The organism is Streptomyces sp. NPDC054849 (assembly GCF_053610945.1).
In genome coordinates, this window is the sequence record NZ_JBSGZI010000002.1 from 110,647 (window position 1) to 135,359 (window position 24,713).

The following is a 24,713-nucleotide window of genomic DNA, read 5'->3' on the forward strand; positions in this document are numbered from 1 at the left end:
CGCGAGCAACGCCCGGATCACTGCGGGGAGTCCAGGCGGTAGCCGACGCCTCGGACGGTACGGATCAGGGTGGGCGAGGACGGCACGTCCTCGACCTTGGCGCGCAGCCGCTGTACGCAGGCGTCGACGAGCCGCGAGTCGCCGAGGTAGTCGTGCTCCCAGACCAGGCGCAGCAGCTGCTGGCGCGACAGCGCCTGCCCGGGCCGGCGGCTCAGTTCGAGCAGCAGCCGCAGCTCGGTCGGGGTGAGCTGGAGGTCCTCGCCGTTCTTCGTCACCGTCATGGCGGCGCGGTCGATGACGAGGGAGCCGAAGCTCGCCGAATCGCTCGACTCGCGCTCGCCGCGGCGCAGTACGGCACGGATGCGGGCGTCGAGGACACGGCCCTGGACGGGCTTGACCACGTAGTCGTCGGCCCCGGACTCCAGGCCGACCACTACATCGATGTCATCGCTGCGCGCGGTGAGCAGGATGATCGGCAGTTGGTCGGTGCGGCGGATCCTCCGGCACACCTCGAAACCGTCGATCCCGGGCAGCATGACGTCCAGCACGATCAGATCCGGCCGCTGCTCGCGCAGCAGTTTGAGGCCGTCCTCGCCCGTCGCCGCAGTGGCCACACGGTGGCCCTGGCGAGACAGGGAGAGTTCGAGGGCCGTGCGGATGGCGTCGTCGTCCTCGATCAGCAACAGGAAAGGCACGGGCTCATTCTGTCCCATCGGCCGACGGGAGTTCGACCGTCGGGAGGACACGATCCTGCGGGTCCTGCGCCGGCGTCCTGCCGGAGGCCGCTGTGACAGGGCTGTGACAGTCGACGGACACCTCGGTTAAGTGGGCCGGGCAGTCTTCTGTCAACGCACAACGGACAACGGACCGAAGCAGACACACTCCACGACGGGGGGCGCGAGATGAACACGCTGCACAGCACCACCACCAGCGCGGTTGTCACGCGGCTGCACGATGTGAACCGCCGGGCGGGTGTCCGTACGGTGGCGGTCGCCCGTCCCCGGCCGGCCCACGTCGTAGCCATTGACGCAAACCAGTACCAGGCGGTTCCCGCCCAGCAGAGCCCGTCCTCCACGTCCGAGGCGGAGTTCACGGCGTACGTCCAGGAGCGGCGGGCCGCGCTGTACGCGACGGCCTTCCACCTCACCGGCGACCGCTACGAGGCCGAGGACCTGCTGCAGAGCGCGCTGTTCTCCACGTACCGCGCCTGGGACCGGATCAGCGACAAGGCGGCCGTCGGCGGCTACCTGCGGCGCACCATGACCAACCTGCACATCAGCGCGTGGCGTCGGCGGAAGCTGAACGAGTACCCGACGGAGGAGCTGCCGGAGACGGCCTCCGACACGGACGCGATGCGCGGTACGGAGCTGCGCGCGGTGCTGTGGCAGGCACTGACCCGGATCCCGGAGCCGCAGCGCACGATGCTGGTGCTTCGTTACTACGAGGGCCGCACGGACCCGGAGATCGCGGAGATCCTCGGGATCAGCGTCGGCACGGTGAAGTCCAGCATCTGGCGCTCCCTGCGACGCCTGCGGGAGGACGAGGCGCTGAGCTTCGGCCGCGACGAGGCGGAGTCCTTCGAGGAGCTCGTCGCCTGACGGCGGCGCACACAGACCATCGGGCCGGGGGGCCCGTCCTACGGGGGTGGGACGGGGGGCGCGGGGGGCGCGGGGGGAGAAGGCGGGATCAAGCGGCCGGGGGTCCGCCTGATCCCGCCTTTTCGCGTCCGCGGGTTCGGCGGTTCACGAGGTTCTGCAGGGACTCGGACCCCGCCGGCGCGTGAGGCGCGGGTCCGGGGCGGCGACCCCACAGGGTCGTTACGCCGGGGCCGCGGCGCGGTGGCGGCCGGCTGCGGCGGCGGCGAGCCGGCCGAGTGCCTCGTCACGGCCGCAGGCGTGCGCGCCGAGCGCGGTGTGCCGGGCCACGATGCCGCGCTCGGCCCGCATCAGGCGAAGGCCCCTGCGCAACAGGAAGAGGACGGACTTGCGGCCCTCCCGCAGGTCCCGCACCAGCCGCCTCCGGAACGTCGTCGAGGGCCGGCCCCGCAGGCAGATGGCGTCGGCCAGCAATCCGAGCTCCTGGCAGCGCGCCGCTATGTCGGCGGCGAAAATCCCCTCCGCGATGAACAGCGGGGACCGCGGCGAGCGGGTGATGTCCAGGTCCTCGGTCCCGGTCCGCGAGGAGGTGGCGAGGTCGTAGACCGGCACCTGCGTCCGCCCCGACGCGCACAGTTCCGCGATCGCGGCGACCGCCGTGTCGGCGTCCCAGGACAGCGGGGAGTCCCAGTCGATGTCGGAGCTGCCGTCGACCAGCGGGAGGGTGGGGTCCTCGCCCTCCTTGTAGAAGTCGTCGAGGCGCAGCACCGGCAGCCCTGAGCGGGCGGCCAGCGAGGATTTTCCGGAGCCTGACGGACCGGTCAGCAGGACGACACGGGTCGGCGAAGGGGAGGAAGAGCTCACGGGACACCAGTCTGAACCATTCCCCCGGGTAGGGGATCCTCCCGGTGACCGGTTGGTGTCCAGGAACACACCTCAACTACGCTGCGTGCGCACGCGACTACGACCACAGGCGGGATCCCCATGGCACGTCACGCAGCCCCTTCCGCACCGACCCGGCTCCGCACCGCGGGCCTCACCCTCTCGATGGCAGGCGCCGCGCTGGCGTTGTCCGCGGGAGGCGCCCAGGCGAGCGAGCTCGATGTCCCGGCGGCGCTGTCCGGGGTCACCGACCCGATCGCGAACCTCAAGGTGAACCCCCTCGCCCACACCGGCGTGGACCCGTTGGACAACGGCGTCGCCACGAAGGTCGCGGACTTCCCGTCCGTCGGCACCGGCATGGTCACCGGCATCCTGACCCAGGGGCCCTCGGTCGGCGAGCTGCCCACCGCGGCCGCCTCCTCGTTGCTCGGCCCGGTCCTCCCCCGGCAGTAGGCGCGAAAAGGCCCCGGCAGCGCGGGGGACGCTGCCGGGGCCGGTCTCGCAGGGGGCCGGTCCTAGTAGGACGAGCCGCCCGAGCCCAGCGACCCCGTGGGGTGCCAGACCGTCTTGGTCTCCAGGAACGCCGTCATGCGCGACGTGCCCGGGTCGGCGCTCCAGTCGTCCACAGGCTGTGGACGCAGGACGCGCTTGAGGTTGTCCGCCGCCGCGATCTCCAGCTCCTTGGCCAGCGCCGCACCGGCTCCGGCCAGGTCGATCGCGTTGACGTCCTGGTGGGCCGCCAGGTGCGGGCCCATCTCGTCGGCCTTGCCGGACAGGATGTTGACCACACCGCCGGGCAGGTCGGAGGTGGCCAGCACCTCGCCCAGGGAGAGAGCGGGGAGCGGGGACTTCTCCGAGGCGATCACGACGACGGTGTTGCCCGTCGCGATGACCGGGGCGATCACCGAGACCAGGCCCAGGAAGGACGAGTCCTGGGGGGCCACGACGGTGACCACGCCGGTCGGCTCGGGGGTGGAGAGGTTGAAGAACGGGCCCGCGACCGGGTTGGCCCCGCCCACGATCTGGCCGATCTTGTCGGTCCAGCCCGCGTACCAGACCCAGCGGTCGACGGCCGCGTCCACGACGGCGCCGGCCTTCGACTTGGACAGGCCTTCGGCCTCGCCGACCTCGCGGACGAACTGCTCCCGGCGGCCCTCCAGCATCTCGGCGATGCGGTAGAGGATCTGGCCGCGGTTGTACGCGGTGGCGTCCGACCAGCCGCCGAAGGCCTTGCGTGCGGCGACGACCGCGTCCCGCGCGTCCTTGCGGGAGGACAGGGGGGCGTTGGCCAGCCACGTGCCCTTGGAGTCGCTCACCTCGTACACCCGGCCGCTCTCGGAGCGGGGGAACTTGCCCCCGACGTACAGCTTGTAGGTCTTGAAGACGTTCAGACGCCCTGCGGCGGAGCCGCCCTTTTCGACACTGCGCTCAGACATCGAGGTAGCCCTCCAGGCCGTGGCGGCCGCCCTCGCGGCCGAAGCCCGACTCCTTGTAACCGCCGAAGGGCGAGGTCGGGTCGAACTTGTTGAACGTGTTGGCCCAGACGACACCCGCGCGGAGCTTGTTCGCGACCGCGAGGATGCGGCTGCCCTTCTCCGTCCAGATGCCGGCGGACAGGCCGTACTGGCTGTTGTTGGCCTTGGCGACGGCCTCGTCGGGCGTGCGGAAGGTCAGCACGGACAGCACCGGGCCGAAGATCTCGTCGCGGGCGACGGTGTGCGCCTGGGTGACGTTGGTGAAGAGCGTCGGGGCGAACCAGTAGCCGGCGGACGGCAGCTCGCACGCCGGGGACCAGCGCTCGGCGCCCTCGGCCTCGCCGGTCTCCGCGAGCGCGGTGATCCGGGCGAGCTGCTCGGCGGAGTTGATCGCACCGATGTCGGTGTTCTTGTCGAGCGGGTCGCCGAGGCGGAGGGTCGACAGGCGGCGCTTGAGGCTGTCCAGCAGCTCGTCGTGGATCGACTCCTGGACCAGGAGACGCGAGCCCGCGCAGCAGACCTGGCCCTGGTTGAAGAAGATGCCGTTGACGATGCCTTCGACGGCCTGGTCGATCGGGGCGTCGTCGAAGACGATGTTGGCGCCCTTGCCGCCCAGCTCCAGGGTGACCTTCTTGTGGGTGCCAGCGACGTGGCGGGCGATCTTCTTGCCCACCGCGGTCGAGCCGGTGAAGGCGACCTTGTCGACGTCCGGGTGCTCGACGAGGGCCGCGCCCGCGTCGCCGTATCCGGTGAGGATGTTGACGACGCCCTTGGGCAGGCCGGCCTGGCGGCAGATGTCGGCGAAGAAGAGCGCGGAGAGGGGCGTGGTCTCGGCGGGCTTCAGGACGACCGTGTTGCCGGTGGCGAGCGCCGGGGCGATCTTCCACGCCAGCATCAGGAGCGGGAAGTTCCACGGGATGACCTGGCCGGCCACGCCGAGCGGGCGCGGGTTCGCGCCGTAGCCCGCGTGGTCGAGCTTGTCGGCCCAGCCCGCGTAGTAGAAGAAGTGGGCGGCGACCAGCGGGAGGTCCGCGTCGCGGGTCTCCTTGATCGGCTTGCCGTTGTCGAGGGTCTCCAGGACGGCGAGCTCGCGGCTGCGCTCCTGGATGATCCGGGCGATGCGGAAGAGGTACTTGGCGCGCTCGGAGCCGGGCAGCGCGGACCAGGACGCGAAGGCCCTGCGGGCGGCCTTCACGGCGCGGTCGACGTCGGCGACGCCCGCCTGGGCGATCTCGGCCAGGACCTCTTCGCTGCTCGGCGAGACGGTCTTGAAGACCTTGCCGTCGGCGGCGTCGGTGAACTCGCCGTCGATGAAGAGCCCGTAGGAGGGGGCGATGTCGACGACCGAGCGAGACTCGGGAGCCGGTGCGTACTCGAATACAGATGCCATGGTGATCAGTCCACCGTCACGTAGTCGGGACCGGAGTAACGGCCGGTGCTCAGCTTCTGGCGCTGCATCAACAGGTCGTTGAGGAGGCTGGAGGCGCCGAAGCGGAACCAGTGGTTGCTCAGCCAGTCCTCGCCCACGGTCTCGTTGACCAGGACCAGGAACTTGATCGCGTCCTTGGTGGTACGGATGCCGCCGGCCGGCTTCACGCCGATCTGGATTCCAGTCTGCGCGCGGAAGTCGCGTACGGCTTCGAGCATGAGCAGCGTGTTCGCGGGGGTGGCGTTGACGCCCACCTTGCCGGTCGACGTCTTGATGAAGTCGGCGCCCGCGAGCATGCCGATCCAGGAGGCGCGGCGGATGTTGTCGTAGGTCGACAGCTCGCCGGTCTCAAAGATGACCTTGAGGCGGGCCGCGGTGCCGTCGGGACGCACGCAGGCCTCCTTGATGGCCCTGATCAGCTCGTACGTCTCCAGGTAGCGGCCGGCGAGGAAGGCGCCACGGTCGATGACCATGTCGATCTCGTCGGCGCCGGCGGCGACGGCGTCACGGGTGTCCGCGAGCTTGACCGGCAGGGCGGCGCGGCCGGCCGGGAAGGCGGTGGCGACGGAGGCGACCTTGACGTCGGCGCCGTTCAGCGCGGCCTGGGCGGTGGCCACCATGTCGGGGTAGACGCAGACCGCGGCGGTCGTGGGCGTCGTACGGTCGGTCGGATCGGGATGGACGGCCTTGGCGGAGAGCGCCCGGACCTTGCCCGGGGTGTCCGCGCCTTCCAGCGTCGTCAGGTCGATCATCGAGATGGCCAGGTCGATGGCGTACGCCTTGGCCGTCGTCTTGATCGAACGGGTGCCGAGGGAGGCCGCGCGGGCCTCCAGTCCGACTGCGTCGACGCCGGGCAGCCCGTGCAGGAAGCGGCGCAGCGCACTGTCGGACGTCGTCACGTCAGCGAATGCGGTGAGGGTGGTGGGCATGGTCACCAGATGAGCATATCTACGCGCGTAGCGACCTGTCACCCCCTCCCCCCGATTCACTCCGATTCGCTGCGGAATCGACACCTCCGCCCACTGTTACCCGGCCATGACAGGAGCCGGATCATCCACCCGCACAAGATCAATAGATTTCTTCTCAGCAGCCCGCCACAACCTCACCCGGACGAAAACCCGACAGAGAAAAACGCGGCATGCGGCTCTCCTCCACCTTTCGAGACCTTGCTTCCAGGAGTCGTTATGCGTACCGCCCTCCGTGCCACCCTCGCCACCGCCGTCCTCGCCGGTGCGCTCCTCTCCCCCGCCGCGGGGGCCGCGTACGCCGCCACGACCACCGTCCCGCAGGCTGCGACGGTCACCTCGCAGAACGGCCCCGACCGCTTCGCCGGCACCCCGGTCCACATCGGTGAGGGCCTGGTCGCGGTGCTGCGCCACGAGGCGGAGGGCCCGGAGGCCTGGATCCGCGCCGTCGGACCGGACTGGAAGCCGGGCGAGAACTACATGTTCCGCGTCCTGACCGTGCTGGACCGCATGAACATCACCGACACCGTGAACGGTCTGGACGTCGAGATCACCGAGGTCGACACCGCCGCCCCCGTCCTCACGGTCACGAAGGCAGACGTCACCAGGTCCTTCCCCATGCCGCTGTCCGAGGCGGGCCGCGTCCACGGCGCGAAGTGCGTCTCCGTGACGAAGCGGCTCGGCCTGGACGGGACGCTGGTCGCCGACGTGACGACGACGCCCGACGGGCCGCAGGTGCAGCTGGTGGACGGGGTCACCCACCACCCCTACAAGAAGCTGACCCGTACCGGCCCCGCGCTGGCGAAGGGCGATCTGACCGTCGCCCGCATCCTGAATCCGAACTCGGCCGACCCGTCGTTCGAGTACGCGACCCCCGGCCGGCCCGCCCCCTTCGAGACCGCGCTCTTCCCGGAGCTCCCCCGGGGATGCACCTTCACCTTCCCCTTCACGGACGAGGCCCCCCTGCCGGAGCCGACGGCAACGCCGTCCGCCGAGCCCACCGCCACCGCCACCAGCCCCACCGCAACCACCCCCGCCGCCACCGGCAGCTCCGTGAAGACGCAGACGGCCGGCCAGACCACCGTCGTCCCCAAGGGGGGAGTCGCGGCGGGCGCCGAGCTCGCCGAGGACGGCGACGACTCCACGTCCGCCCTGGCCGGCGCCGGTCTCATCGCGATCCTCGGCACCGTCGGAACGGCTCTGCTGGTCCTGCGCCGCCGCGGTGGCGCCCAGCGCTGACCCCCTCGCCTTCCCGTCCCTCCCTCCGGCGGGCCACCTTCGCGGTGGTCCGCCGGTCCCGTTGCCGCAGCACCCCGCGGCCCACACCGCCGCCCGCGGGCGGCGGTGGCTCTTCGGGACACTCGTGCCCGGTGCCGGACCCACGAAGGGCCCCCGCCGACGGCACCGTCGAGGTGCCCTCCGTCGCCGACGGGCACACGATGGGCTGGTACGCCAGGCGATCACGGTCGCCGCCCTCGCCTCGTCCGTTTCCGGCGTATCCGCAAGGGAATCGTCACCTCCATTCCGACACGCGTTCGCCCGTTACACGGCCATGACAGGAGGCGGATCGTCCGACACCACAAGATCCGTAGTTTTGAACTCAGCAGCCCGCCACACCTGAACCGGCCGAAAGAGACCGACCAGACTCAACGCGGCATGCGACTCTCCTCCGCCTTCTCACCGACCACGCCCCAGGAGTCGTTATGCGTACCGCCCTCGCCCTCCGTACCTCGATCGTCACCGCCGCCCTCGCCGGCGCGATGCTCATACCGGCCGCCGGCTCCGCGTTCGCCGCCCCGGCCACCGCCGCGCCGCACGCCGTCGCGGCCTCGGAGAACGACCGCTACGAAGGCGAGCCCGTCTACATCGGCGAGGGTCTGGTCGCGGTGCTGCGCAACAAGGTCGAGGGCCCGGAGGCCTGGATCCGCGTGGTCGGCCCCCACTGGAAGCCGGGCGACACCTACATGGTCCGGGTCGTGACGAAGCTGGACCGGACCCTGCCCCACGACACGGCCAACGGCCTGTCGCTCGAGCTCACCAAGGCCGCGACCGCCCACCCCGTCCTCGTCGTCACCGCCAAGAACGGCAGCACCAAGTCCTACCCCCTGCCCGCGGGCCAGGCGAGCACGGACTGCAGGGTGGGGCCGAAGGGGCAGCCCATGGGCGCGGGCGTGCGGGCCGAGCTGTACGTCACCGAGAACGGCCCGAAGGCGGTCCTCTTCCGCTCCGGCGACGATCGCGGCTGGACCACCCTGGACCGCACCCACCCCGCGCTGCCCGGCTCGGAGGGCATCACGGCCCGGATCGTGAACCCCGCCGGCGCCACGCCCGTCCTCGAGTGGAAGACCCAGGGCGGCAACAGCGGGACCGGCCGGGCCCCCTTCCCCGCGTTCCCCCAGGGGTGCAAGCCGAGCTACGAGTTCACCGACGCCGAGCCGCCCGTGAAGCCCACGGCCCCCGCCCCGGTGAAGCCGCAGACCGCCGGACAGACGACTGTGGTCCCCAAGGGCCCGGTGGCAGCGGGTGCCGAGCTCCCGGTCGAGACCCCCGCGGACGCCGACAACACCGCCACCCTGACCGCCGGCGCCGCCCTGGTCGCCGCCTTCGGGGCCCTGGGCGCCAGCGTGCACCTGCGCCGCCGCCGCGCCTCGCAGGGCTGACGGCTCCGGTACTCCCGCCCTCCCCCGGCGGGCCGCCTCGCCGGCGGCCCGCCGCATGCCGTCTCCGGAGCACTCCATGACCCTTCGCGCCCGCCCCCTGCTCGCAGCCGTCCTGCTCGCCGCCGCCCTGACCGGTTGCGGCACCGGCGCCACGGTCCCCGCCCCCGCCACCGCTCCGTCCGGCGCCCCGCCCTCCGTCACCTCCACGACGGCGCCGCCGCCCGCCGCGCCGGCCGCGAGCACCGCCCCGCTGCCCGCCTCCGCGCCCGTACGCATACGGATCCCCGCGGCCGGGGTGGACGCCTCGCCGGTGCTGAAGCTCGGGCTGGCCGCCGACGGCACGGTGGAGGTGCCGTCCGTGGCCGACGGGGACAAGATCGGCTGGTACACCAAGGGCGTGACGCCCGGCGAGACCGGTCCCGCCGTGCTGATCGGCCACTTCGACACCGCCCGCGGCCCGGCCGTGCTCAAGGACGTGTCGCGCGTGCGCACGGGCGAGGAGATCACGGTCTCCCGGGCTGACGGCACCACCGCCGTCTTCCGCGTCCGCGAGCTGGAGCAGGTGGACAAGAAGGACTTCCCGACCGCCAAGGTCTACGGGGACACCGAGCGTCCGGAGCTGCGCGTCATCACCTGCGGCGGCGAGATCACGGACGGCCACCGGCCCGACAACATCATCTTGTACGCCGATCTCGTGGGCTGAGACGGCGTGGGGCAGAATCGACCCCATGAGCAGCCAGCAGCAGCCGACCGATGAGCCGGTCTACGACGACCGCGTCTACCGCTCCTCCATGGGCGTCGTCTCGGGGGTCCTGCTGCTCGCGCTGACCGCGTGGCTCTGCGGCGACGCCCTGCTCCGGGGCTCGGGGAACACCCCGTGGATCGCCTTCGCGGTGGCACTGTGCGCCGTACCGCTGATCGTGGCGTTCACGATCCGCCCGGCCGTCTTCGCCAACGACGACCGGATGCGCGTACGGAACCCCTTCCGGATCATCGAGCTGCCCTGGGCGGCCGTGGACGCCGTCCGCGCGGGCTACTCGGCCGAGGTGCTGGCCGAGGGCTCGAAGTACCAGCTCTGGTCCGTGCCCGTCTCACTGCGGGAGCGGAAGAAGGCGAACCGCCAACAGCTGCGCCACCTCAGCCAGCACCGGCTCGACCGCCGCGAGCAGAGCGCCCCTGCTGCGGCCCGCACCCCGGCCGAGCCGACGCGTGCGAGTGCCGACCGGATCGTGGACGAGCTGCAGCGGCTGGCCGAGCGCGGCGCCGAGCGGGCCGGCGCCCAGGGCGGCGTGCGCGTGCACTGGTCCTACGAGATCATCGCCCCCGCCGTGGCCGGCGCGCTGCTCCTGATCGTCCTTCTCGCCACCGGCTGACCGGCCGGATCTGCAGAACGGCGACCACGTGCTCCCCGCCACACCCCCCGAACGGGCGGAACCGTGGCTACCGGGTGAGGCGTCCTCGCAGGTGTGCAGCGTCATGAGGCCGGCGACAGCGCCGCCACCGCCACCGCGATCCATCTCCGTATCCGAGTCCTCGCCGGGGTCCTGCTCGTCGCCCATCTCGTGGTCGTCGGCTGGCTGACCCTCAGGCCGCTCGACGTTCCCTGGGCCGCGGCCGCCAATCTGGCCCCGCTGGAGGGGATCAGGACGGACCTCGCCTACGGCCCGCTGGGGGCCGCCCGGCGGCTCGGGGAGGGGCTGGCGCTGCTGGCCCCGCTCGGGGTGCTGCTGCCGATGATCAGCGGGCGGCTCTCGCTGTCGACGCTGTCCGCGTGGTCCTCCCTGGCCCGGACCGCCGCCGCGGGCGCGCTGGTCTCCGTGAGCATCGAGATGCTTCAGACCGCCGTCCCGGGTCAGGTGGTCGACGTGGACTCGGTGCTGCTCAACACCGTCGGCGTCCTGCTCGCGCACGCGGCCGTCGTACCGGCACTGCGGGCCCGGCTGCGCCGCTCACACGCCGTTTATCAGGGGGACACCCCGAAGATTTCCAGGGTCGGGCTCGGCCCCTGGACCGACGTTCTGTCGGCGGTCCAGCGGGAGTATTGAGACATCGCAGGAAAGCGATCCCGACGAAGGAGAAACCTCATGAGCGCCTTGGTCCGCCCCCGTGACGGCCGTTGGATCGGCGGAGTCTGCGCCGGACTGGCACGGCGTTTCGGAATGTCCGCGAACACGATGCGCACCATCTTCGTCGTCTCGTGCCTGCTGCCCGGCCCGCAGTTCCTGATCTACATCGCGCTGTGGCTGCTGCTGCCGAACGAGAAGTCCGCCTCCGCCGCCTGGTAGCCGCCGACCGCGGGGCCGTTCGGCCGGGGCCGCCCGGTCAGCCGGGGCGTTAGGCCGGGACCCGCCCGGTCAGCCGGCCTTCCGGACCTTTTCGAGCTGCTTGTCGGTCACTTCCTGCGGCACCTGGGCCTTTTGCTGGGCCGCCGCCACATTGAGTGCCATCAGCCGCACGACGGTGTCGCCCTCGCGTACGACGACCAGGTGGACCTGTGCGGAGACGCCCTGGGCGGCCGCGGTCGTGGTCCAGCTGACGCTCTCGTCGCCGGCCGTGCGGTATGCGGCGGCGCGCACGTCGCGGTAGCTGCCCGTCTGCTTCTCCACCGTGGCGGAGAAGCCCGTGCCACAGGCGGAGACGGCGGCCTTGAGCCGGGCGATCAGCGCCTTGGCGTCGCTCTCGGTGTAGGAGCTGACGGAGGCGGAGACGGCGAGACCGACCTGCTTCTGGGAGCCGATGCCGCGGTTGACGGTCTCGCGGGCGGCCGGGTCCGGCTTGTCGCCCATGATGTCGGCCAGCGGCTGGCAGGCCTTCTTGTCGGCCTGCGGCTGGCCGTCCGGGGCGCCCGGGTTCTTGCCCTGGGCGGAGACCTGGTAGCCGGGCAGGTCGCCCTGGGCCAGCGCGGACCGCTCCAGCCTGCTGCCACCGGTCTTCGGCACCGACGCGGATCCCGTCGATCCGGCGGACGCCTCCGGGGCGCCGGGCGCGGCAGAGGCGCTGCCCGCGGAGCCCTTGGGATCCGGGGCCTTGCCCGACGCGGGGGCGTCCGTGCTGCTGCACCCCACGGCGGCGAGCAGCAGGGCGGGGACCAGCGCGACCATCGTCGCTCGTGCCTTCATGCGCATGACCGAAAACCTCATACCCAAAGCGTCGGCGGGCAGTTGGTGGTGATCGTGGCACACGGCACGACGTGGCGCCCACCCGCTCGAATGGGCGTGCGCCACGTGTGCACGCGTACGGACCGTGCGGATCAGCCGCCGACGCCGAGCCCGCTGGTCGGCAGACCGCCGAGCAGGCCGGTCACGGGACCGAGGGCGGCGGCCGGGTCGCTCGACTCCTGCGCGGCGCCGACCTGCTGCTGGCTGGTGGCACCCTGGAGCAGGCCGGTGGCGGAACCCAGCGCGTCGGAGAGGCCGACGGCCGGAACGGCAGCAGAGGCGGTACCGGCGGCGACGGCGGCGAAGGCGGCACCGAGAGCGGCGACACCGAGGGTCTTGGCAGCTGACTGCTTCATGAAAACATGTCCTTGCGACGGGGAATTGAGCGGCTCCGCAAACTAGTCACGTCAAACCCCCGGCCGCAAACATCATTTAATACGAGAAAGCGCCCGGGAATTGCCTCTCCCGGGCGCTTTCAGTACGTCACGCCATGGCCTACAGCGAGACGGAACCGCTGGTGGAAGCGGTCTGCTGGAAAAGCCACTCGGACTTCAGCTCCGCATAACCCGGCTTGATCACCTCATTGATCATGGCCAGTCGTTCATCGAAAGGAATGAACGCGGACTTCATCGCATTGACGGTGAACCACTGCATGTCGTCGAGCGAGTAGCCGAAGGTGTCCACCAGGTGCTCGAACTCGCGGCTCATGCTGGTGCCGCTCATCAGGCGGTTGTCGGTGTTGACCGTGAGCCTGAAGTGCAGCTTGCGCAGCAGACCGATCGGGTGCTCGGCATACGAGGCGGCCGCGGCCGTCTGCAGGTTCGACGTCGGGCACATCTCCAGGGGGATGCGCTTGTCCCGGACGTACGAGGCCAGGCGGCCCAGCTTCACCGAGCCGTCCTCGGCGACCTCGATGTCGTCGATGATCTTCACGCCGTGGCCGAGACGGTCGGCGCCGCACCACTGCAGGGCCTGCCAGATCGACGGCAGGCCGAAGGCCTCGCCCGCGTGGATGGTGAAGTGGTTGTTCTCGCGCTTGAGGTACTCGAAGGCGTCGAGGTGGCGGGTGGGGGGGAACCCGGCCTCGGCACCGGCGATGTCGAAGCCGACCACGCCGTTGTCACGGTAGCGGTTGGCCAGCTCCGCGATCTCCAGCGCACGGGCGGCGTGACGCATCGCGGTCAGCAGGGCGCCGACGCGGATGCGGTGGCCGTTGGCCTTCGCACGGCGCTCGCCCTCGCGGAAGCCGTCGTTCACGGCCTCGACGACCTCTTCGAGGGTCAGGCCGGCTTCCAGGTGCTGCTCGGGGGCGTACCGGATCTCGGCGTACACGACGCCGTCCTCGGCCAGGTCCTCGGCGCACTCGGCGGCGACTCGGAAGAGGGCCGCCTTCGTCTGCATGACCGCGCAGGTGTGCGCGAAGGTCTCCAGGTAGCGCGGGAGGGAGCCGGAGTCGGCGGCTTCGCGGAACCAGATGCCGAGCTTGTCGGCGTCGGTCTCGGGGAGGCTCTCGTAGCCGGCCTCGCGGGCCAGCTCGATGATGGTCCCGGGGCGCAGTCCACCGTCGAGGTGATCGTGCAGGAGCACCTTCGGGGAGCGGCGGATCTGATCCGGGGTCGGCAGGTTGGGGGTCTCGCTCGTCATCTGCGCACTCTAACTCCTACGCGCGTAGAGCGGGGTGTCGACGGCGAGCGTCGATATGTAACAGAGACCGCGCGGACGGATGGCGTACACCTGAAGGTCTGAGACTGTTCCGCCATGGCACAGCATGCGTCGCCGGCGCGCGGGGCCCGTCTGGGGCGGGCGGCCGGCGCGAACGGCTCGGGTTCGACGGAAAGCCCGGTCAACGGGGTGGTGCTCCTGCTTCCCGGGGCGTCCAGATTCTCCCCCGGTCCGCTGCGTCCGCTCGCGCGGGCGCTGGCCCGGGCGGGCGGGACGGAGGGGCTGGTCGCGCACACCGTGGTCCACGGCGGCGGGTCCTCCCGCGAGGAACAGGCGGCGTGGGCGGCGGACGAGGCGGTACGGCGGTACGGAGACGTGCCGGTGTGCCTGGCCGGTTACGGCGCGGGGGGCCTGGCGGCACTGCGGGCCGCGGGGCACAGCGCCGTCAACTCGGTTGTGGCGATGGCCCCCTGCTTAGGGGAAGCGACCGCCGCGGACCCACCTGAACCGGTGAAACAGCTGTCGGGGCGACAGGTGTTGATCGTGCACGGCACCAATGACGCGCGCAGCGACCCGGAGTCCTCCTTCCGGCTGGCGGCGCGGGCGAAGAAGGCGAATCGTTCGACCTGCCGCTTCGAGGTGCACTCGGACGGCCACGGGCTGCGCGAGCACCAGGCGGAAGTGGTGGCGCTGGCGGTCGACTTCGTCCTGGGCGCGGTGTTCTCGGGGCAGTACTCGCGGCCGGTGACGGACGCCCTGGCCGCCCCACCGCCGCTGGGTCTGCGGATGCCCCTGGCCTCGGGCTTCGGAGAGTCCCTTCGGAGGTGAGTCACGGCCCCGACGCGTAGTGTGAATACGAGTACTCGTACGCGGGGGCTTCAATCCGGAGGCGATGGATCATGGCCGGACTGGTGTCCAGGAGTTTCGACGAGGCCGATGAGACTCGGCCGTTCGCCGACGGGAAGGGCAGGCTGGACCTGCTGGCGACCGGTGACACGGGGGTGGGGCGTTCCACCTTCGAGCCCGGCTGGAAGTGGTCGGAGCACGTCAAGCCGCTGGCCGGTACGGACAGCTGCCGGGCCGACCACACCGGATACGTGGTGAGCGGGCGCATCAAGGTCGTCATGGACGACGGGGAGAGCGCCGAATTCGGCGCCGGCGACTACATGCGGGTGCCTCCCGGGCACAACGCGTGGGTCCTGGGCGACGAGCCCTGCGTGACGCTGGACTGGACCGGCTTCGCGGACTACGCGAAGCCCCCGTCCGGCTGACGGGGGCGTCGGTGGCCGCGCCGGTCCCCTCGTACCCGCCGCTCCGCCCCCTCACGGTCGGATGGCACCGATGGATCCGGCGCGACCACCAGGTGCGCGCTCCCGCACGGCGGGCGGCCGCCGCTCCGGCGGACCACGGGCTCGGCGGGACGACGGCCCGGGCCCCCGTCCCCACCCGGCCGCACGCTGCCGCACCCCGCGCTTCCCCCGTCACGCCGTGACACCACTGTGCCGCTTCGGCATGTGCCGGATGCGGCCGAACAGGCGTCGTCTTGCCGCCTTGCGGGAACACGAGGGGTTTACAAACCCGAGCAGGCAGGGACGAATGGGCATATGCCAGCCGAGCAGAGCGGGGCCGCCGGAGCAACCGGGGCGACCGGGGCGGCCGGATCCGTCGGGGAACTGAGCCCGGCAGCCCGGCACCTGTACGCGTACGCCGTCGAGCGGCACGCCTTTGACACGGCGGAGGCCACCGAGGAGCTGGGCGGGTGCGCGGCCGCCGCGATCACCGAGCTGGCCGCCGCACACCTGCTCCAGCGGGCCCCGGGCGCCGGACCGGACCGGTGGAGCGCCGTCGCGCCCCGGGCTGCGGCGGCGCGGGCGCTGGCCCCCCTGGCGCTCCTCGTCCGGGAGACCCACGACGAGATGGACCGGCTGCGGGGGCGGCTGGAGGCGCTGGTGCCGGCGTACGAGGCCGGGACCGCGCACCGGGACCTGAGCAGGTCGGGTCGTCTGGAGCTGATCACCGACCTCGGCGCGGTACGGGGGCTGATCGCGGAGCTGGTCGCGGCGTGCGAGCGGGAACTGCTGACCTCGCAGCCGGGCGGGGGCCGGCCGCTGGAGACGCTGGAGGAGTCGATCGGACGGGACGAGTCGCTGCTGACGCGCGGGGTACGGATGCGGACGATCTACCAGCACACGGCGCGGTATTCACGGCCCACGGCGGCGTACGTCGAGCGGGTGACGGCGCTGGGCGCGCAGGTACGGACGCTGGGCGACGGCCTGATGCGGATGCTGATCTTCGACGAGCACACGGGGCTGATGGCGGTGCCGGACCGCAGCGGGGCGGCGCTGGTGGTGCGGGAGCCGAGCGTCGTGCACTTCATGACGTCGGCCTTCGAGCGGTCGTGGCCGGGGGCGGAGCCCTTCCCGACGACGGTCGGCCCCGATGCGGCGCGGTCCATCTCGGACGAGCTGCGGCAGACGATCGTACGGCTGCTGTCGGAGGGGCTGGAGGACAAGGTGATCGCGCGCCGGCTGGGCATGTCGGAGCGGACCTGTCAGCGGCACATCGCGGAGATCATGCGGGCGGTCGGGGCGAAGTCCCGCTTTCAGGCGGGGTACTTGCTGGCCCCGGCGCCACGGGGCGGGTGTGAGCCGGCTGTGTCCGGACCCGGGGCGCCGCCCCGGACCCCGCGCGCCGAACGCCGGCGGGACTGAAGGTGCGGGCCGGCGGCTCCGGTACGGATACGGAAGCCGGGCCGCCCCGACGCAAGAAGGCGAGGGGCGCAGTCGTCAGGCCGGCGGTTCCAGTTCGGGGATCAGGCGGCCCCGGCGGGAGAGCAGGAAGCGTTTGAACTCCGCCACCGGCGGGGTGTCGGGGTGGCCGTCGAGCCAGGCGAGGCCGATCTCGCGGACGGCGCGCGGGGCGGTGACCGTCAGCTCGACCACGCCGGGGCGGGCCACGGCGGGGGGAGGCAGGAGGGCCACGCCGAGGCCGGCGGCGACCAGGCCGCGCAGGGTTTCGGCCTCCTCGCCCTCGAAGGCCACCCGCGGGGTGAAGCCCGCTTCCGCGCACAGGTCGTCGGTGATGCGGCGCAGGCCGTAGCCGGCCTCCAGGGTGACGAAGGTTTCCTCCGCGGCCTCGGCGAGGCGGATGCGCTTGCGGCCGGCGAGGCGGTGGTCGTCGGGGACGACCAGGCGCAGCCGCTGCTCGTCGAGGCGGCGGGCGACGAGGTCGGGGGCGTCGGGGAGGGGCGAGGTGAGGCAGAGGTCGAGTTCGCCGGCGCGGAGCTTCTCCAGCATGGCTTCGCCGTAGTTCTGGACCAGGGAGAACCGCACTCGCGGATGGTCCGCCCGGAAGGCGCGGATCAAGCCGGGGACGGTCTCGGAGCCGAGGGTGTGCAGGAAGCCGAACGCCACCTTGCCGAAGGCCGGATCGGCGTCCAGCTGGACGGATTCGGCGGCGCGGGCGATCCCGTCCAGGGCCTGTTCGGCGGAGGCCAGGAAGGTGCGGCCCGCCGTCGTGAGGGCGACCGTGCGGCCCTTGCGGGCGAACAGCGTGACGCCCAGGTCCTGTTCGAGGCGGACCATGGCCCGCGACAGCGTCGACTGCGGGACGCCCAGCTCGTGCGCGGCGCGGGTGACGTGCTCGTGCCGGGCGACGGCGGCGAAGTACACCAGGCGCGGGGCCAGCAGACGTGTCACGGCCATGTCTTCTTCGTAACGGTTCATCGACGTGCGCCGCCCTGAGCTCTACTGATGCATGAGTGGATCGATTATCGCGATTCTGTGCATTGGACGCATCAAAAACACGGACCTACGGTTTGGGTATGTCTCCCGCTCATACCGGGGCACCCACCACCGTGGGTGCCTCCACCGTGTCGTTCCCGGAACCGCAGGCACTCTCCCCCGGCCGCCCCGGCTACCGCCGGATGAGCTTCGCGCTCTTCGCCGCCGGACTGGCGACCTTCGCCCTCCTCTACTCCACCCAGGCGCTGCTGCCCGCGATCTCCGACGGCTTCGGGGTGACGGCGGGCCAGGCCAGCTGGACGGTGTCCGCGGCCACCGGCGCGCTCGCGCTGTTCGTGCTGCCGCTCAGCGCGCTGTCCGAGCGGTTCGGCCGCACCCGGATGATGACCTGCTCGATGGTGGTGGCCGTGGGCGTCGGCCTGCTGGTGCCCTTCGCGCCGAACCTGGAGTGGCTGGTGGCGCTGCGCGCCGTCCAGGGTGCGGCGATCGCCGGGATCCCGGCCTCCGCGATGGCGTACCTGGCGGAGGAGGTCAGGCCGAAGGCCCTGGTGGCAGCGATCGGCCTGTTCGTGGCGGGGAACTCCATCGGCGGCATGAGCGGCCGCCTCGTCACCGGCTGGGCGGCGCAGCTGGGGGGCTGGCGGGCCGGACTGGCAGCCGTCGCCCTGATGTCGCTGGCCTGCGCGGTGGTCTTCCTGGTCCTGCTGCCCCGGGCGCGCTTCTTCCGCCCGGCGTCGCTGAACCCGCGTGCGGTGGGGCGTACCGTCGCCGGCCACCTGCGTGATCCGCTGCTGCTGCGGCTGTACGGGATCGGCGCGCTGTTCATGACGGTCTTCGGCGCGGTCTACACCGTCATCGGCTACCGCCTGGTCGACGAGCCGTTCTCGCTCGGACAGGGCGTCGTCGGGTCGATCTTCCTGATCTACCTGGTCGGTACGGTCTCCTCCGCCGCCGCCGGGCAGCTGGTGGCCCGCACGGGGCGGCGCGGCGCGCTGTACCTGGCCGTGACCACCACGGCGCTGGGACTCCTGCTGTCGCTGTCCGACTCCCTGCCGGCGATCGTGGTCGGGCTGGTCCTGATCACGGCAGGCTTCTTCGCGGGCCACGCGGTCGCCTCGGCAGCGGTGAGCCGGACGGCGAAGACGGGCCGGGCGCAGGCCTCCGCGCTCTACCAGTCGGCGTACTACCTCGGCTCCAGCGCGGGCGGCACCCTGGGCGCCCTCGCCTACCACGGGGCCGGGTGGGCGGCCACGGTCGGCATCGCCCTGCTGGCGGTGCTCGGCGTCGTGTCGATCACCCTGTACGGGAGCCACGCGGCCCGTGCGCAGCGGCGGATGCCGACGTCGGCGCTGGGTGCGCGCTGACGAAATCTACGCTCCCGCCGTAGGCGACCCCTGCTTGTTTTCCGGGCATTCAACACGGAGAACGGACGCGGTACGAACAGGGGAGGACTTGATGGGGACGCGGAGGACGCGAAGGACGCGCATGCGCGCGAAGCGGCGGGCGGTGGTGCTGGGCGGTGCGGCGGCGCTGGCGCTGCCGATGGTGGTCGCGGGAGGCGGTTCGGCGCAGGCCGCCTCCTGCAACCTGACCACCGGCCCGTACCAGCGCCAGGTGGAGCAGTTCCTGGGACGGCCCGCGGACGGAAGGCAGTCCGCGGCCGACTGCACGGCGATCAGGGCGTTCCAGGCGAGCCACGGGATCACGCCGACCCAGGGGTACGCCGGTCCGCTGACGTGGCAGACGATGAACACGATGCTGGCCCAGCGGGCGGCCGGCAGCACCCCGAACAAGGCGGGCAACTGCCCCACGAACCGGGGGAGGATCGCCTGCGTCGACCTGACGCGGCAGCTCAGCTGGATCCAGGACGGCGCCACCCTGAAGTACGGCCCCGTCCCGGTCCGCACCGGCAAGAACGGCACGGAGACCCGGACCGGCCTGAAGAAGATCTACTACCGCAGCATCGACCACTGGTCGACGATCTACAACGTCTCGATGCCGTACTCACAGTTCTTCGACGGCGGCATCGCCTTCCACTCGACCGCCAAGAGCATGTGGAACCCGCCCGGGTCGGGCGGCTGCGTGAACATGCGGCCCGCCGACGCCAAGGCGTACTGGAACCTGCTGGGGAAGGGCGAGGACGTCTATGTGTACGGTCGCAAGCCCGGCACCTGAATCGGACGGACTCAAGCGGTAGTTCGCCCGGCGGCTTCGGCGGCGGGCGGTGGTACGGCGGAGTCGGGTTCCGCGCGCAGATGCTCCAACCGCCTTAGGCTGGCCTGGCGTTGGACGAGCGACAGCCCTGCCACCGCCACCCCGAGGACCAGCCAGCCCGCCGGGCCCGCCGTCATCACCGCGCCGGTGAGCAGCAGCGGGCCGGCGGACTTCTGGACGGACTGGGCCATGCCGGCCACGCCGAGGTACGAGGCGCGCGCTTCCCGGGGCGCGAGGGAGACCGCCAGTTCCCAGGAGCTGACCGAGCGCATCAGCTCCGCCGCGGTGGCCAGCACCGCCGCGGCGAGCAGGGCGGCCGAGGCGGCCCAGACCCCGCCCCCGGCGGCTGTGGCCAGCAGGACGCAGCACACGAGCGTGGTCAGTCCGTACAGGGCGACCGCGCCGGTCGCCTGGCGGGCGTCCTGGACCTTCGCCGACACGCGCAGTTGCAGGACGACGACGAGCACGGTGTTGATGACCAGGAACGCCGGGATCAGGGCGTGCGGCGCGGTGGTCTGGGTCACCAGCCACAGGGGCAGGCCGACGCCCAGGATCGAGTCGTCCAGGTTCATCGGGATGTCCAGCAGGACGAACCGGAGGTAGCCGCGGTCCCGCCACGGGCTCGACCCGGAGGCACGGGCCTCGCCCGCACCGGCCGCACCTGAACCGGCCGCACACGCCCCGACCGCACCGGCGCCGGCGCCGACAGCACCGGCAGCAGCCGCGGCCGCCGTGTCCGCCCCGGACTGCGCTTCCGGGTCCGTGGGCCCCGCGACGCCGGCCCCGGCACCGGGCGGTGCGGTCAGCAGGCCGCGGCCTCGCGGCTCCCGGGTGCGCCAGACCAGCGCCGCGGCCGCGAGGAACGACAGCGCGTTGGCCAGGATCAGCACCTGATAGGCGCCCCGGCTCCCGACGGCGAGGCCGATGGCGGCGAGGCCCGCGCCGAGCGCGTAGCCGGCGTTCGCCGAACTGCGCGACAACGCCTGGTAGGTGGAGCGCCGCTCGCCCGCGACCCGGGTGGCGAAGAGCATCTCCAGCGTCTTGGCCGCCCGGTCTCCCAGGTAGGTCACGGCGACCACGGGCAGCAGCACGTCGAAGTCGGTGACCACCAGCAGTGCGCAGAGGGTCCCGAGGCGCAGCAGGTGGCAGCCGATCAGCAGCGAGCGCACCGAGAAGCGGTCGGCCAGGTGGCCCGCCAGCGGCGATCCGGCGATGCCCGCCCCTCCGGCCGCCCCGAGCAGCAGGCCGAGCTGCCCGGCGTCGAGTCCGACGATGAAGGTGAAGTAGAGGACGGAGGCCGCGGCCCAGACGCCCGTTCCCGCGCGGTCCAGGAGCTGGGCGATCAGCATGATCCGGGCGTCGCGGCCCCCCGGCGGCCTGCGCAGCTGCGCGATCAGGCCGGGCTCCCCCCGCCGCGCCTTCCGGTTCTCCCCGCCGCGCCGCATCCCAGGCCTCCGCATCCCCGTCCATGTATCTCGATGTCGAGATACACGGGGAAGCCTGCCTCACGTTAATCTTGACGTCAAGATACTTGATGTCGACAGACATACTCGGTTCCGGCGCTTCCGGCTGCCGTTGTCAGACCCCTCCGGTAGGTTCCGAAGCATCGGGAACGACCAGGGGGATGAACCGACATGAGCGATCTCGCCACCAGTACGGACCTCGACGCGGCGATGGACCGGTACCGGGTCGAGCTCACCGGCTATTGCTACCGGATGCTCGGCTCCTCCTTCGACGCCGAGGACGCGGTGCAGGACACGTACGTCCGCGCCTGGCGCAGCCACGCGAAGTTCGAAGGCCGTTCCTCGCTGCGGTCGTGGCTGTACCGGATCGCCACCAACGTCTGTCTGGACCTGCTGAACGCCGGGAACAAGCGGGCCCGCCCGATGGACCTGACCGCCCCGCAGCACCAGGCCTCCGCCGTGCTCAGCGAGCGCCCCGAGGTGACCTGGCTGGAGCCGGTCCCGGACGGCCGGGTGCTCCCGCAGACCGCCGATCCCGCCGAGATGGCGCTGGCGAAGGAATCCGTACGGCTGGCCTTCGTCGCGGCGCTCCAGCACCTGCCGGCGAAACAGCGCGCCGTGCTCATCCTGCGCGAGGTGCTGGCGTGGAAGGCCGACGAGGTCGCACAGCTGCTGGACACCACGGTGGCGTCGGTCAACAGCGCCCTGCAGCGGGCACGGGCCACTCTGGCCGGCAGCCGGATCCGCGAGAGCGAGGCGGCCGACCCGCTGGACGCGGACCAGGCCAAGCTGCTGGAGCAGTATCTGTCCGCCTTCGAGGCCTACGACATCACGCGGCTCACCACGCTCCTGCACGAGGACGCGGTGCTGTCGATGCCGCCGTTCGACCTGTGGCTCCGGGGCCACGCGGACATCGCCGCCTGGCACCTGAACCAGGGCATCGGCTGCAAGGGATCCCGCCTGATCCCGACGAGGGCGAACGGCATGCCGGCCTTCGGCCAGTACCGCCCGCGCGAGGACGGGCGGCCTGGGCACACCCCGTGGGCGCTGCAGGTCCTGGAGATCTCAGACGGCAAGATCACCGGGCTCAACGCCTTCCTGGACACCGCCCGGTGGTTCCCGCTCTTCGGCCTCCCCGAGCAGCTCCCGTAAAACCGCACCGAGGCCCGTCAGCTCCAGCAGCGCCGCCAGGGCCGGCGGCGTTGCGGTCAGCCGGAGCCGGCCGCCGTGACAGCGGGCGGTCAGCGCCATGCGCGCGAGGGCGTCGACGGCGGGCAGGCCGGGCCGGATGAGCGCGCCGAGGTCGCACACGACCTCGACCGCTCCGCGCCGGTAACGGTCCGCGAGCGCCTCGCACAGTGCGGGCACGTCTTCGGCCCGCAGCGCGGGCCCCGGTAGTGTCATCTCCTCCGTGATCGTCACGCAAGGGTTGACCGCGGCCCGGGGCCGAACTCATCGGTAGGGCGGCAACCGCTTACGGGCGGGGATAGCCGAAGGTGTCGAGGGTCAGGTCGAACGGCTCGGGCAGGTGGACGGCCTCGCCGAACTTGCCTGCGTGCAGCAGGCGGTACTTGCCATCGGTGGGCTCGCCGTACAGGTGGATGGTGGGGCTGCCCGTCGCATGCGGGTCGATGAGCAGGTAGAGAGGGATGCCCGCCGCGGCATATCCCTTGAGCTTTGATACCCGGTCGTTGACGGCGTTCGACCTCGATGTGATCTCGACGACCAGCTCGGCGGCTGCTGCGGAGCGAAGTTCTCCCCCGTGGGGATCGCCTCGCTCGGAACGACCACGAGGTCCGGGATGTAGAGGCCGCTGCGGCTCGGGACGGCCACGTTGAGGGTCTGGTGGATGCCCCAGTCGTCGGGGACCACCGTGTACAGGCGGCGCTGCACCGACTCCGCGATCAAGTTGTGGTCGTTGACCGGCGGTGGCGCCACGGTGACGATCCCCTCGATGATCTCCACCTTGGAGCCCTCCGGCGCGCCCGTCTCCTCCCAGAGACGGACGAGCGCGTCCCAGCCGTCGCCACCGAGTTGCTCGTGCTGGACGGCGCTCATGGTGTGCTCCTCGATCGGTTCGTCACCGATGCGAGCATGCAGAACGGGACCGGTGGGCGTCCACCGGTCCCGTTCAGCCGGACGAGTGAGTACAGGTCAGGCGATGCGGTCCAGCACGATCGGCGTGGCGGAGTAAGCGGTGCCCGCCGGGGAGACGTCGTAGCAGCCCTCCAGGGAGGACAGCGCGTAGTCGAACTTCTCCGGGGTGTCCGTGTGCAGGGTCATCAGCGGCTGGCCGGCCGTGACGGTGTCGCCCGGCTTCGCGTGGAGCTCGATGCCTGCACCCGCCTGCACCGGGTCCTCCTTGCGCGCGCGGCCGGCGCCGAGGCGCCACGCGGCGACGCCGACCCCGTACGCGTCCAGGCGGGTCAGGACGCCCGAGTCGGGGGCGGTGACCACGTGCTGCTCGCGGGCCACGGGGAGGGTCGCGTCGGGGTCGCCGCCCTGGGCCGCGATCATCCGGCGCCAGTGGTCCATCGCGGAGCCGTCGGCCAGCGCCTTCGCCGGGTCGGCGTCCTTGATGCCCGCCGCGTCCAGCATCTCCTTGGCCAGTGCGATCGTCAGCTCGACCACGTCGGCGGGGCCGCCGCCGGCCAGCACCTCGACCGACTCGCGGACCTCCAGCGCGTTTCCTGCGGTCAGGCCCAGCGGCGTGGACATGTCCGTCAGGAGCGCGACGGTCTTGACGCCCGAGTCGGTGCCGAGGCCCACCATGGTCCGCGCCAGCTCGCGCGCGTCCTCGATGTTCTTCATGAAGGCGCCGGAGCCGACCTTGACGTCCAGGACGAGGGAGCCCGTGCCCTCGGCGATCTTCTTGGACATGATCGAGGAGGCGATCAGCGGGATGGCCTCGACCGTGCCGGTGACGTCGCGCAGCGCATAGAGCTTCTTGTCCGCCGGGGCCAGCCCGTCGCCCGCCGCGCAGATGACCGCGCCGGTGGTGTCCAGGACGTGCAGCATCTCCTCGTTGGACAGCAGCGCGCGCCAGCCGGGAATCGACTCCAGCTTGTCGAGGGTGCCGCCGGTGTGGCCGAGCCCGCGGCCCGACAGCTGCGGCACGGCCGCGCCGCACGCGGCGACGAGCGGGGCCAGCGGAAGGGTGATCTTGTCGCCGACGCCGCCCGTGGAGTGCTTGTCGGCGGTCGGGCGGGAAAGTGAGTCGAAGTTCATGCGCTCGCCGGAGGCGATCATCGCCGCGGTCCAGCGGGCGATCTCGGTCCGGTTCATGCCGTTCAGCAGGATGGCCATCGCCAGCGCCGACATCTGCTCGTCGGCGACGACACCGCGCGTGTACGCGTCGATGACCCAGTCGATCTGCTCGGGGCTCAGCTCACCGCGGTCCCGCTTGGTCCGGATGACGGAGATGACGTCCATGAGGTGCTTCCTTCTACGCGCATAGAGAGAGGAGA

27 protein-coding genes are annotated in these 24,713 nt (G+C 71.8%); 14 read left to right on the forward strand and 13 right to left on the reverse strand.

The features are described from left to right. Positions 1-17: 17 nt before the first annotated feature. The gene (afsQ1, locus tag ACWGIF_RS01865; RefSeq protein WP_063754818.1) at positions 18-695 is read right to left on the reverse strand and encodes a two-component system response regulator AfsQ1; all 678 of its coding nucleotides are present in this window, start codon (positions 693-695) and stop codon (positions 18-20) included. A 207-nt stretch (positions 696-902) separates the two neighbouring features. Here afsQ1 and ACWGIF_RS01870 point away from each other — a divergent pair, with 207 nt between their 5' ends. After that, entirely contained in the window at positions 903-1,598 is a 696-nt protein-coding gene (locus tag ACWGIF_RS01870; protein WP_398564879.1) for a SigE family RNA polymerase sigma factor, read from the forward strand. 219 nt (positions 1,599-1,817) lie between these two features. On the opposite strand, the gene ACWGIF_RS01875 is transcribed toward ACWGIF_RS01870, so the two are convergent. Next, positions 1,818-2,528 (reverse strand): uridine kinase family protein, encoded by a 711-nt coding sequence (locus ACWGIF_RS01875; protein ID WP_453489507.1) that lies wholly within the window; start codon positions 2,526-2,528, stop codon positions 1,818-1,820. A 51-nt stretch (positions 2,529-2,579) separates the two neighbouring features. Between ACWGIF_RS01875 and ACWGIF_RS01880 the strand changes: the two genes are divergently transcribed. Continuing rightward, a complete protein-coding gene (locus tag ACWGIF_RS01880; protein WP_453489510.1) occupies positions 2,580-2,930 on the forward strand; it encodes a hypothetical protein in 351 nt (116 codons plus the stop codon). Between the two features lie 62 nt (positions 2,931-2,992). Here the strand turns inward: ACWGIF_RS01880 and ACWGIF_RS01885 are convergent, their stop codons facing one another. Genes ACWGIF_RS01885 through deoC form a run of 3 tightly spaced genes read right to left on the reverse strand, consistent with a single transcriptional unit; the run spans position 2,993 to position 6,310 of the window. Next, entirely contained in the window at positions 2,993-3,913 is a 921-nt protein-coding gene (locus ACWGIF_RS01885; RefSeq protein WP_453489512.1) for an aldehyde dehydrogenase family protein, read from the reverse strand. Next, positions 3,906-5,342: an aldehyde dehydrogenase family protein gene (locus ACWGIF_RS01890; RefSeq protein WP_453489515.1), complete on the reverse strand. Its 1,437-nt coding sequence runs from the start codon at positions 5,340-5,342 to the stop codon at positions 3,906-3,908. Before ACWGIF_RS01890 ends, ACWGIF_RS01885 begins: the two co-directional genes overlap by 8 nt. Before the next feature lie 5 nt (positions 5,343-5,347). Then, the gene (gene deoC, locus ACWGIF_RS01895; RefSeq protein WP_453489701.1) at positions 5,348-6,310 is read right to left on the reverse strand and encodes a deoxyribose-phosphate aldolase; all 963 of its coding nucleotides are present in this window, start codon (positions 6,308-6,310) and stop codon (positions 5,348-5,350) included. A 255-nt stretch (positions 6,311-6,565) separates the two neighbouring features. Between deoC and ACWGIF_RS01900 the strand changes: the two genes are divergently transcribed. From ACWGIF_RS01900 to ACWGIF_RS01925, 6 genes are all read left to right on the forward strand, one after another. After that, positions 6,566-7,585, forward strand: coding sequence for a hypothetical protein (locus tag ACWGIF_RS01900; RefSeq protein ID WP_453489518.1), 1,020 nt, complete (start codon positions 6,566-6,568; stop codon positions 7,583-7,585). A gap of 464 nt (positions 7,586-8,049) precedes the next feature. Further along, complete coding sequence (locus tag ACWGIF_RS01905; RefSeq protein ID WP_453489520.1) at positions 8,050-9,006, forward strand: hypothetical protein; 957 nt, start codon at positions 8,050-8,052, stop codon at positions 9,004-9,006. A gap of 76 nt (positions 9,007-9,082) precedes the next feature. Beyond that, positions 9,083-9,709, forward strand: a complete 627-nt coding sequence (locus ACWGIF_RS01910) for a class F sortase (RefSeq protein WP_453489523.1) — start codon at positions 9,083-9,085, stop codon at positions 9,707-9,709. A 25-nt stretch (positions 9,710-9,734) separates the two neighbouring features. Continuing rightward, entirely contained in the window at positions 9,735-10,379 is a 645-nt protein-coding gene (locus ACWGIF_RS01915) for a PH domain-containing protein (RefSeq protein WP_453489526.1), read from the forward strand. 93 nt (positions 10,380-10,472) lie between these two features. Continuing rightward, complete coding sequence (locus ACWGIF_RS01920; protein ID WP_453489529.1) at positions 10,473-11,051, forward strand: VanZ family protein; 579 nt, start codon at positions 10,473-10,475, stop codon at positions 11,049-11,051. A 39-nt stretch (positions 11,052-11,090) separates the two neighbouring features. After that, positions 11,091-11,291 carry a PspC domain-containing protein gene (locus ACWGIF_RS01925; RefSeq protein WP_453489532.1) on the forward strand — a complete coding sequence of 67 codons (201 nt, stop codon included), beginning with the start codon at positions 11,091-11,093 and terminating at the stop codon, positions 11,289-11,291. 69 nt (positions 11,292-11,360) lie between these two features. On the opposite strand, the gene ACWGIF_RS01930 is transcribed toward ACWGIF_RS01925, so the two are convergent. From ACWGIF_RS01930 to ACWGIF_RS01940, 3 genes are all read right to left on the reverse strand, one after another. Further along, the gene (locus ACWGIF_RS01930; RefSeq protein ID WP_453489535.1) at positions 11,361-12,131 is read right to left on the reverse strand and encodes a hypothetical protein; all 771 of its coding nucleotides are present in this window, start codon (positions 12,129-12,131) and stop codon (positions 11,361-11,363) included. A gap of 125 nt (positions 12,132-12,256) precedes the next feature. Continuing rightward, on the reverse strand, positions 12,257-12,520 hold the full coding sequence (locus tag ACWGIF_RS01935) for a hypothetical protein (protein ID WP_453489538.1): 264 nt from the start codon (positions 12,518-12,520) through the stop codon (positions 12,257-12,259). A gap of 139 nt (positions 12,521-12,659) precedes the next feature. Continuing rightward, positions 12,660-13,808, reverse strand: coding sequence for an adenosine deaminase (locus tag ACWGIF_RS01940; protein WP_453489541.1), 1,149 nt, complete (start codon positions 13,806-13,808; stop codon positions 12,660-12,662). Positions 13,809-13,922: 114 nt separating this feature from the next. Here ACWGIF_RS01940 and ACWGIF_RS01945 point away from each other — a divergent pair, with 114 nt between their 5' ends. The 3 genes from ACWGIF_RS01945 to ACWGIF_RS01955 all read left to right on the forward strand — a co-directional run bounded on the left by ACWGIF_RS01945 (position 13,923) and on the right by ACWGIF_RS01955 (position 16,537). Then, the gene (locus ACWGIF_RS01945; RefSeq protein WP_453489544.1) at positions 13,923-14,654 is read left to right on the forward strand and encodes an alpha/beta hydrolase; all 732 of its coding nucleotides are present in this window, start codon (positions 13,923-13,925) and stop codon (positions 14,652-14,654) included. 71 nt (positions 14,655-14,725) lie between these two features. Beyond that, entirely contained in the window at positions 14,726-15,097 is a 372-nt protein-coding gene (locus ACWGIF_RS01950) for a cupin domain-containing protein (protein WP_453489546.1), read from the forward strand. A 333-nt stretch (positions 15,098-15,430) separates the two neighbouring features. Continuing rightward, complete coding sequence (locus ACWGIF_RS01955) at positions 15,431-16,537, forward strand: LuxR C-terminal-related transcriptional regulator (protein ID WP_453489549.1); 1,107 nt, start codon at positions 15,431-15,433, stop codon at positions 16,535-16,537. Positions 16,538-16,612: 75 nt separating this feature from the next. Here the strand turns inward: ACWGIF_RS01955 and ACWGIF_RS01960 are convergent, their stop codons facing one another. Beyond that, the gene (locus ACWGIF_RS01960; RefSeq protein ID WP_453489552.1) at positions 16,613-17,551 is read right to left on the reverse strand and encodes a LysR family transcriptional regulator; all 939 of its coding nucleotides are present in this window, start codon (positions 17,549-17,551) and stop codon (positions 16,613-16,615) included. Positions 17,552-17,649: 98 nt separating this feature from the next. Between ACWGIF_RS01960 and ACWGIF_RS01965 the strand changes: the two genes are divergently transcribed. Beyond that, entirely contained in the window at positions 17,650-18,933 is a 1,284-nt protein-coding gene (locus tag ACWGIF_RS01965) for an MFS transporter (protein ID WP_453489555.1), read from the forward strand. A gap of 121 nt (positions 18,934-19,054) precedes the next feature. Then, on the forward strand, positions 19,055-19,744 hold the full coding sequence (locus ACWGIF_RS01970) for a L,D-transpeptidase family protein (protein ID WP_453489558.1): 690 nt from the start codon (positions 19,055-19,057) through the stop codon (positions 19,742-19,744). Positions 19,745-19,755: 11 nt separating this feature from the next. On the opposite strand, the gene ACWGIF_RS01975 is transcribed toward ACWGIF_RS01970, so the two are convergent. Beyond that, positions 19,756-21,228 (reverse strand): MFS transporter, encoded by a 1,473-nt coding sequence (locus tag ACWGIF_RS01975; RefSeq protein WP_453489561.1) that lies wholly within the window; start codon positions 21,226-21,228, stop codon positions 19,756-19,758. Between the two features lie 189 nt (positions 21,229-21,417). On the opposite strand from ACWGIF_RS01975, the gene ACWGIF_RS01980 reads away from it, so the two are divergent. Further along, positions 21,418-22,398 carry a sigma-70 family RNA polymerase sigma factor gene (locus tag ACWGIF_RS01980; RefSeq protein ID WP_453489564.1) on the forward strand — a complete coding sequence of 327 codons (981 nt, stop codon included), beginning with the start codon at positions 21,418-21,420 and terminating at the stop codon, positions 22,396-22,398. On the opposite strand, the gene ACWGIF_RS01985 is transcribed toward ACWGIF_RS01980, so the two are convergent. From ACWGIF_RS01985 to ACWGIF_RS01995, 3 genes are all read right to left on the reverse strand, one after another. Next, positions 22,312-22,668, reverse strand: a complete 357-nt coding sequence (locus tag ACWGIF_RS01985) for an STAS domain-containing protein (RefSeq protein WP_453489567.1) — start codon at positions 22,666-22,668, stop codon at positions 22,312-22,314. The genes ACWGIF_RS01980 and ACWGIF_RS01985 overlap by 87 nt on opposite strands. A gap of 52 nt (positions 22,669-22,720) precedes the next feature. After that, positions 22,721-23,266, reverse strand: coding sequence for a Uma2 family endonuclease (locus ACWGIF_RS01990; protein ID WP_453489704.1), 546 nt, complete (start codon positions 23,264-23,266; stop codon positions 22,721-22,723). A 134-nt stretch (positions 23,267-23,400) separates the two neighbouring features. Beyond that, positions 23,401-24,678, reverse strand: a complete 1,278-nt coding sequence (locus ACWGIF_RS01995; RefSeq protein ID WP_453489570.1) for a thymidine phosphorylase — start codon at positions 24,676-24,678, stop codon at positions 23,401-23,403. Positions 24,679-24,713: the final 35 nt, after the last annotated feature.

Bases quoted from the DNA above. Each gene is read 5' to 3' on its own strand.
- ACWGIF_RS01955 (WP_453489549.1), top strand. From the start codon at position 15,431: ATGCCAGCCGAGCAGAGCGGGGCCGCCGGAGCAACCGGGGCGACCGGG.
- ACWGIF_RS01970 (WP_453489558.1), top strand. From the start codon at position 19,055: ATGCGCGCGAAGCGGCGGGCGGTGGTGCTGGGCGGTGCGGCGGCGCTG.
- ACWGIF_RS01905 (WP_453489520.1), top strand. From the start codon at position 8,050: ATGCGTACCGCCCTCGCCCTCCGTACCTCGATCGTCACCGCCGCCCTC.
- ACWGIF_RS01890 (WP_453489515.1), bottom strand. From the start codon at position 5,342: ATGGCATCTGTATTCGAGTACGCACCGGCTCCCGAGTCTCGCTCGGTC.
- ACWGIF_RS01900 (WP_453489518.1), top strand. From the start codon at position 6,566: ATGCGTACCGCCCTCCGTGCCACCCTCGCCACCGCCGTCCTCGCCGGT.
- ACWGIF_RS01880 (WP_453489510.1), top strand. From the start codon at position 2,580: ATGGCACGTCACGCAGCCCCTTCCGCACCGACCCGGCTCCGCACCGCG.
- ACWGIF_RS01960 (WP_453489552.1), bottom strand. From the start codon at position 17,551: ATGAACCGTTACGAAGAAGACATGGCCGTGACACGTCTGCTGGCCCCG.
- ACWGIF_RS01940 (WP_453489541.1), bottom strand. From the start codon at position 13,808: ATGACGAGCGAGACCCCCAACCTGCCGACCCCGGATCAGATCCGCCGC.
- ACWGIF_RS01925 (WP_453489532.1), top strand. From the start codon at position 11,091: ATGAGCGCCTTGGTCCGCCCCCGTGACGGCCGTTGGATCGGCGGAGTC.
- ACWGIF_RS01950 (WP_453489546.1), top strand. From the start codon at position 14,726: ATGGCCGGACTGGTGTCCAGGAGTTTCGACGAGGCCGATGAGACTCGG.
- ACWGIF_RS01870 (WP_398564879.1), top strand. From the start codon at position 903: ATGAACACGCTGCACAGCACCACCACCAGCGCGGTTGTCACGCGGCTG.
- ACWGIF_RS01980 (WP_453489564.1), top strand. From the start codon at position 21,418: ATGAGCGATCTCGCCACCAGTACGGACCTCGACGCGGCGATGGACCGG.
- ACWGIF_RS01910 (WP_453489523.1), top strand. From the start codon at position 9,083: ATGACCCTTCGCGCCCGCCCCCTGCTCGCAGCCGTCCTGCTCGCCGCC.
- deoC (WP_453489701.1), bottom strand. From the start codon at position 6,310: ATGCCCACCACCCTCACCGCATTCGCTGACGTGACGACGTCCGACAGT.
- ACWGIF_RS01935 (WP_453489538.1), bottom strand. From the start codon at position 12,520: ATGAAGCAGTCAGCTGCCAAGACCCTCGGTGTCGCCGCTCTCGGTGCC.
- ACWGIF_RS01965 (WP_453489555.1), top strand. From the start codon at position 17,650: ATGTCTCCCGCTCATACCGGGGCACCCACCACCGTGGGTGCCTCCACC.
- ACWGIF_RS01930 (WP_453489535.1), bottom strand. From the start codon at position 12,131: ATGCGCATGAAGGCACGAGCGACGATGGTCGCGCTGGTCCCCGCCCTG.
- ACWGIF_RS01915 (WP_453489526.1), top strand. From the start codon at position 9,735: ATGAGCAGCCAGCAGCAGCCGACCGATGAGCCGGTCTACGACGACCGC.
- ACWGIF_RS01945 (WP_453489544.1), top strand. From the start codon at position 13,923: ATGGCACAGCATGCGTCGCCGGCGCGCGGGGCCCGTCTGGGGCGGGCG.
- ACWGIF_RS01995 (WP_453489570.1), bottom strand. From the start codon at position 24,678: ATGGACGTCATCTCCGTCATCCGGACCAAGCGGGACCGCGGTGAGCTG.
- ACWGIF_RS01885 (WP_453489512.1), bottom strand. From the start codon at position 3,913: ATGTCTGAGCGCAGTGTCGAAAAGGGCGGCTCCGCCGCAGGGCGTCTG.
- ACWGIF_RS01975 (WP_453489561.1), bottom strand. From the start codon at position 21,228: ATGCGGCGCGGCGGGGAGAACCGGAAGGCGCGGCGGGGGGAGCCCGGC.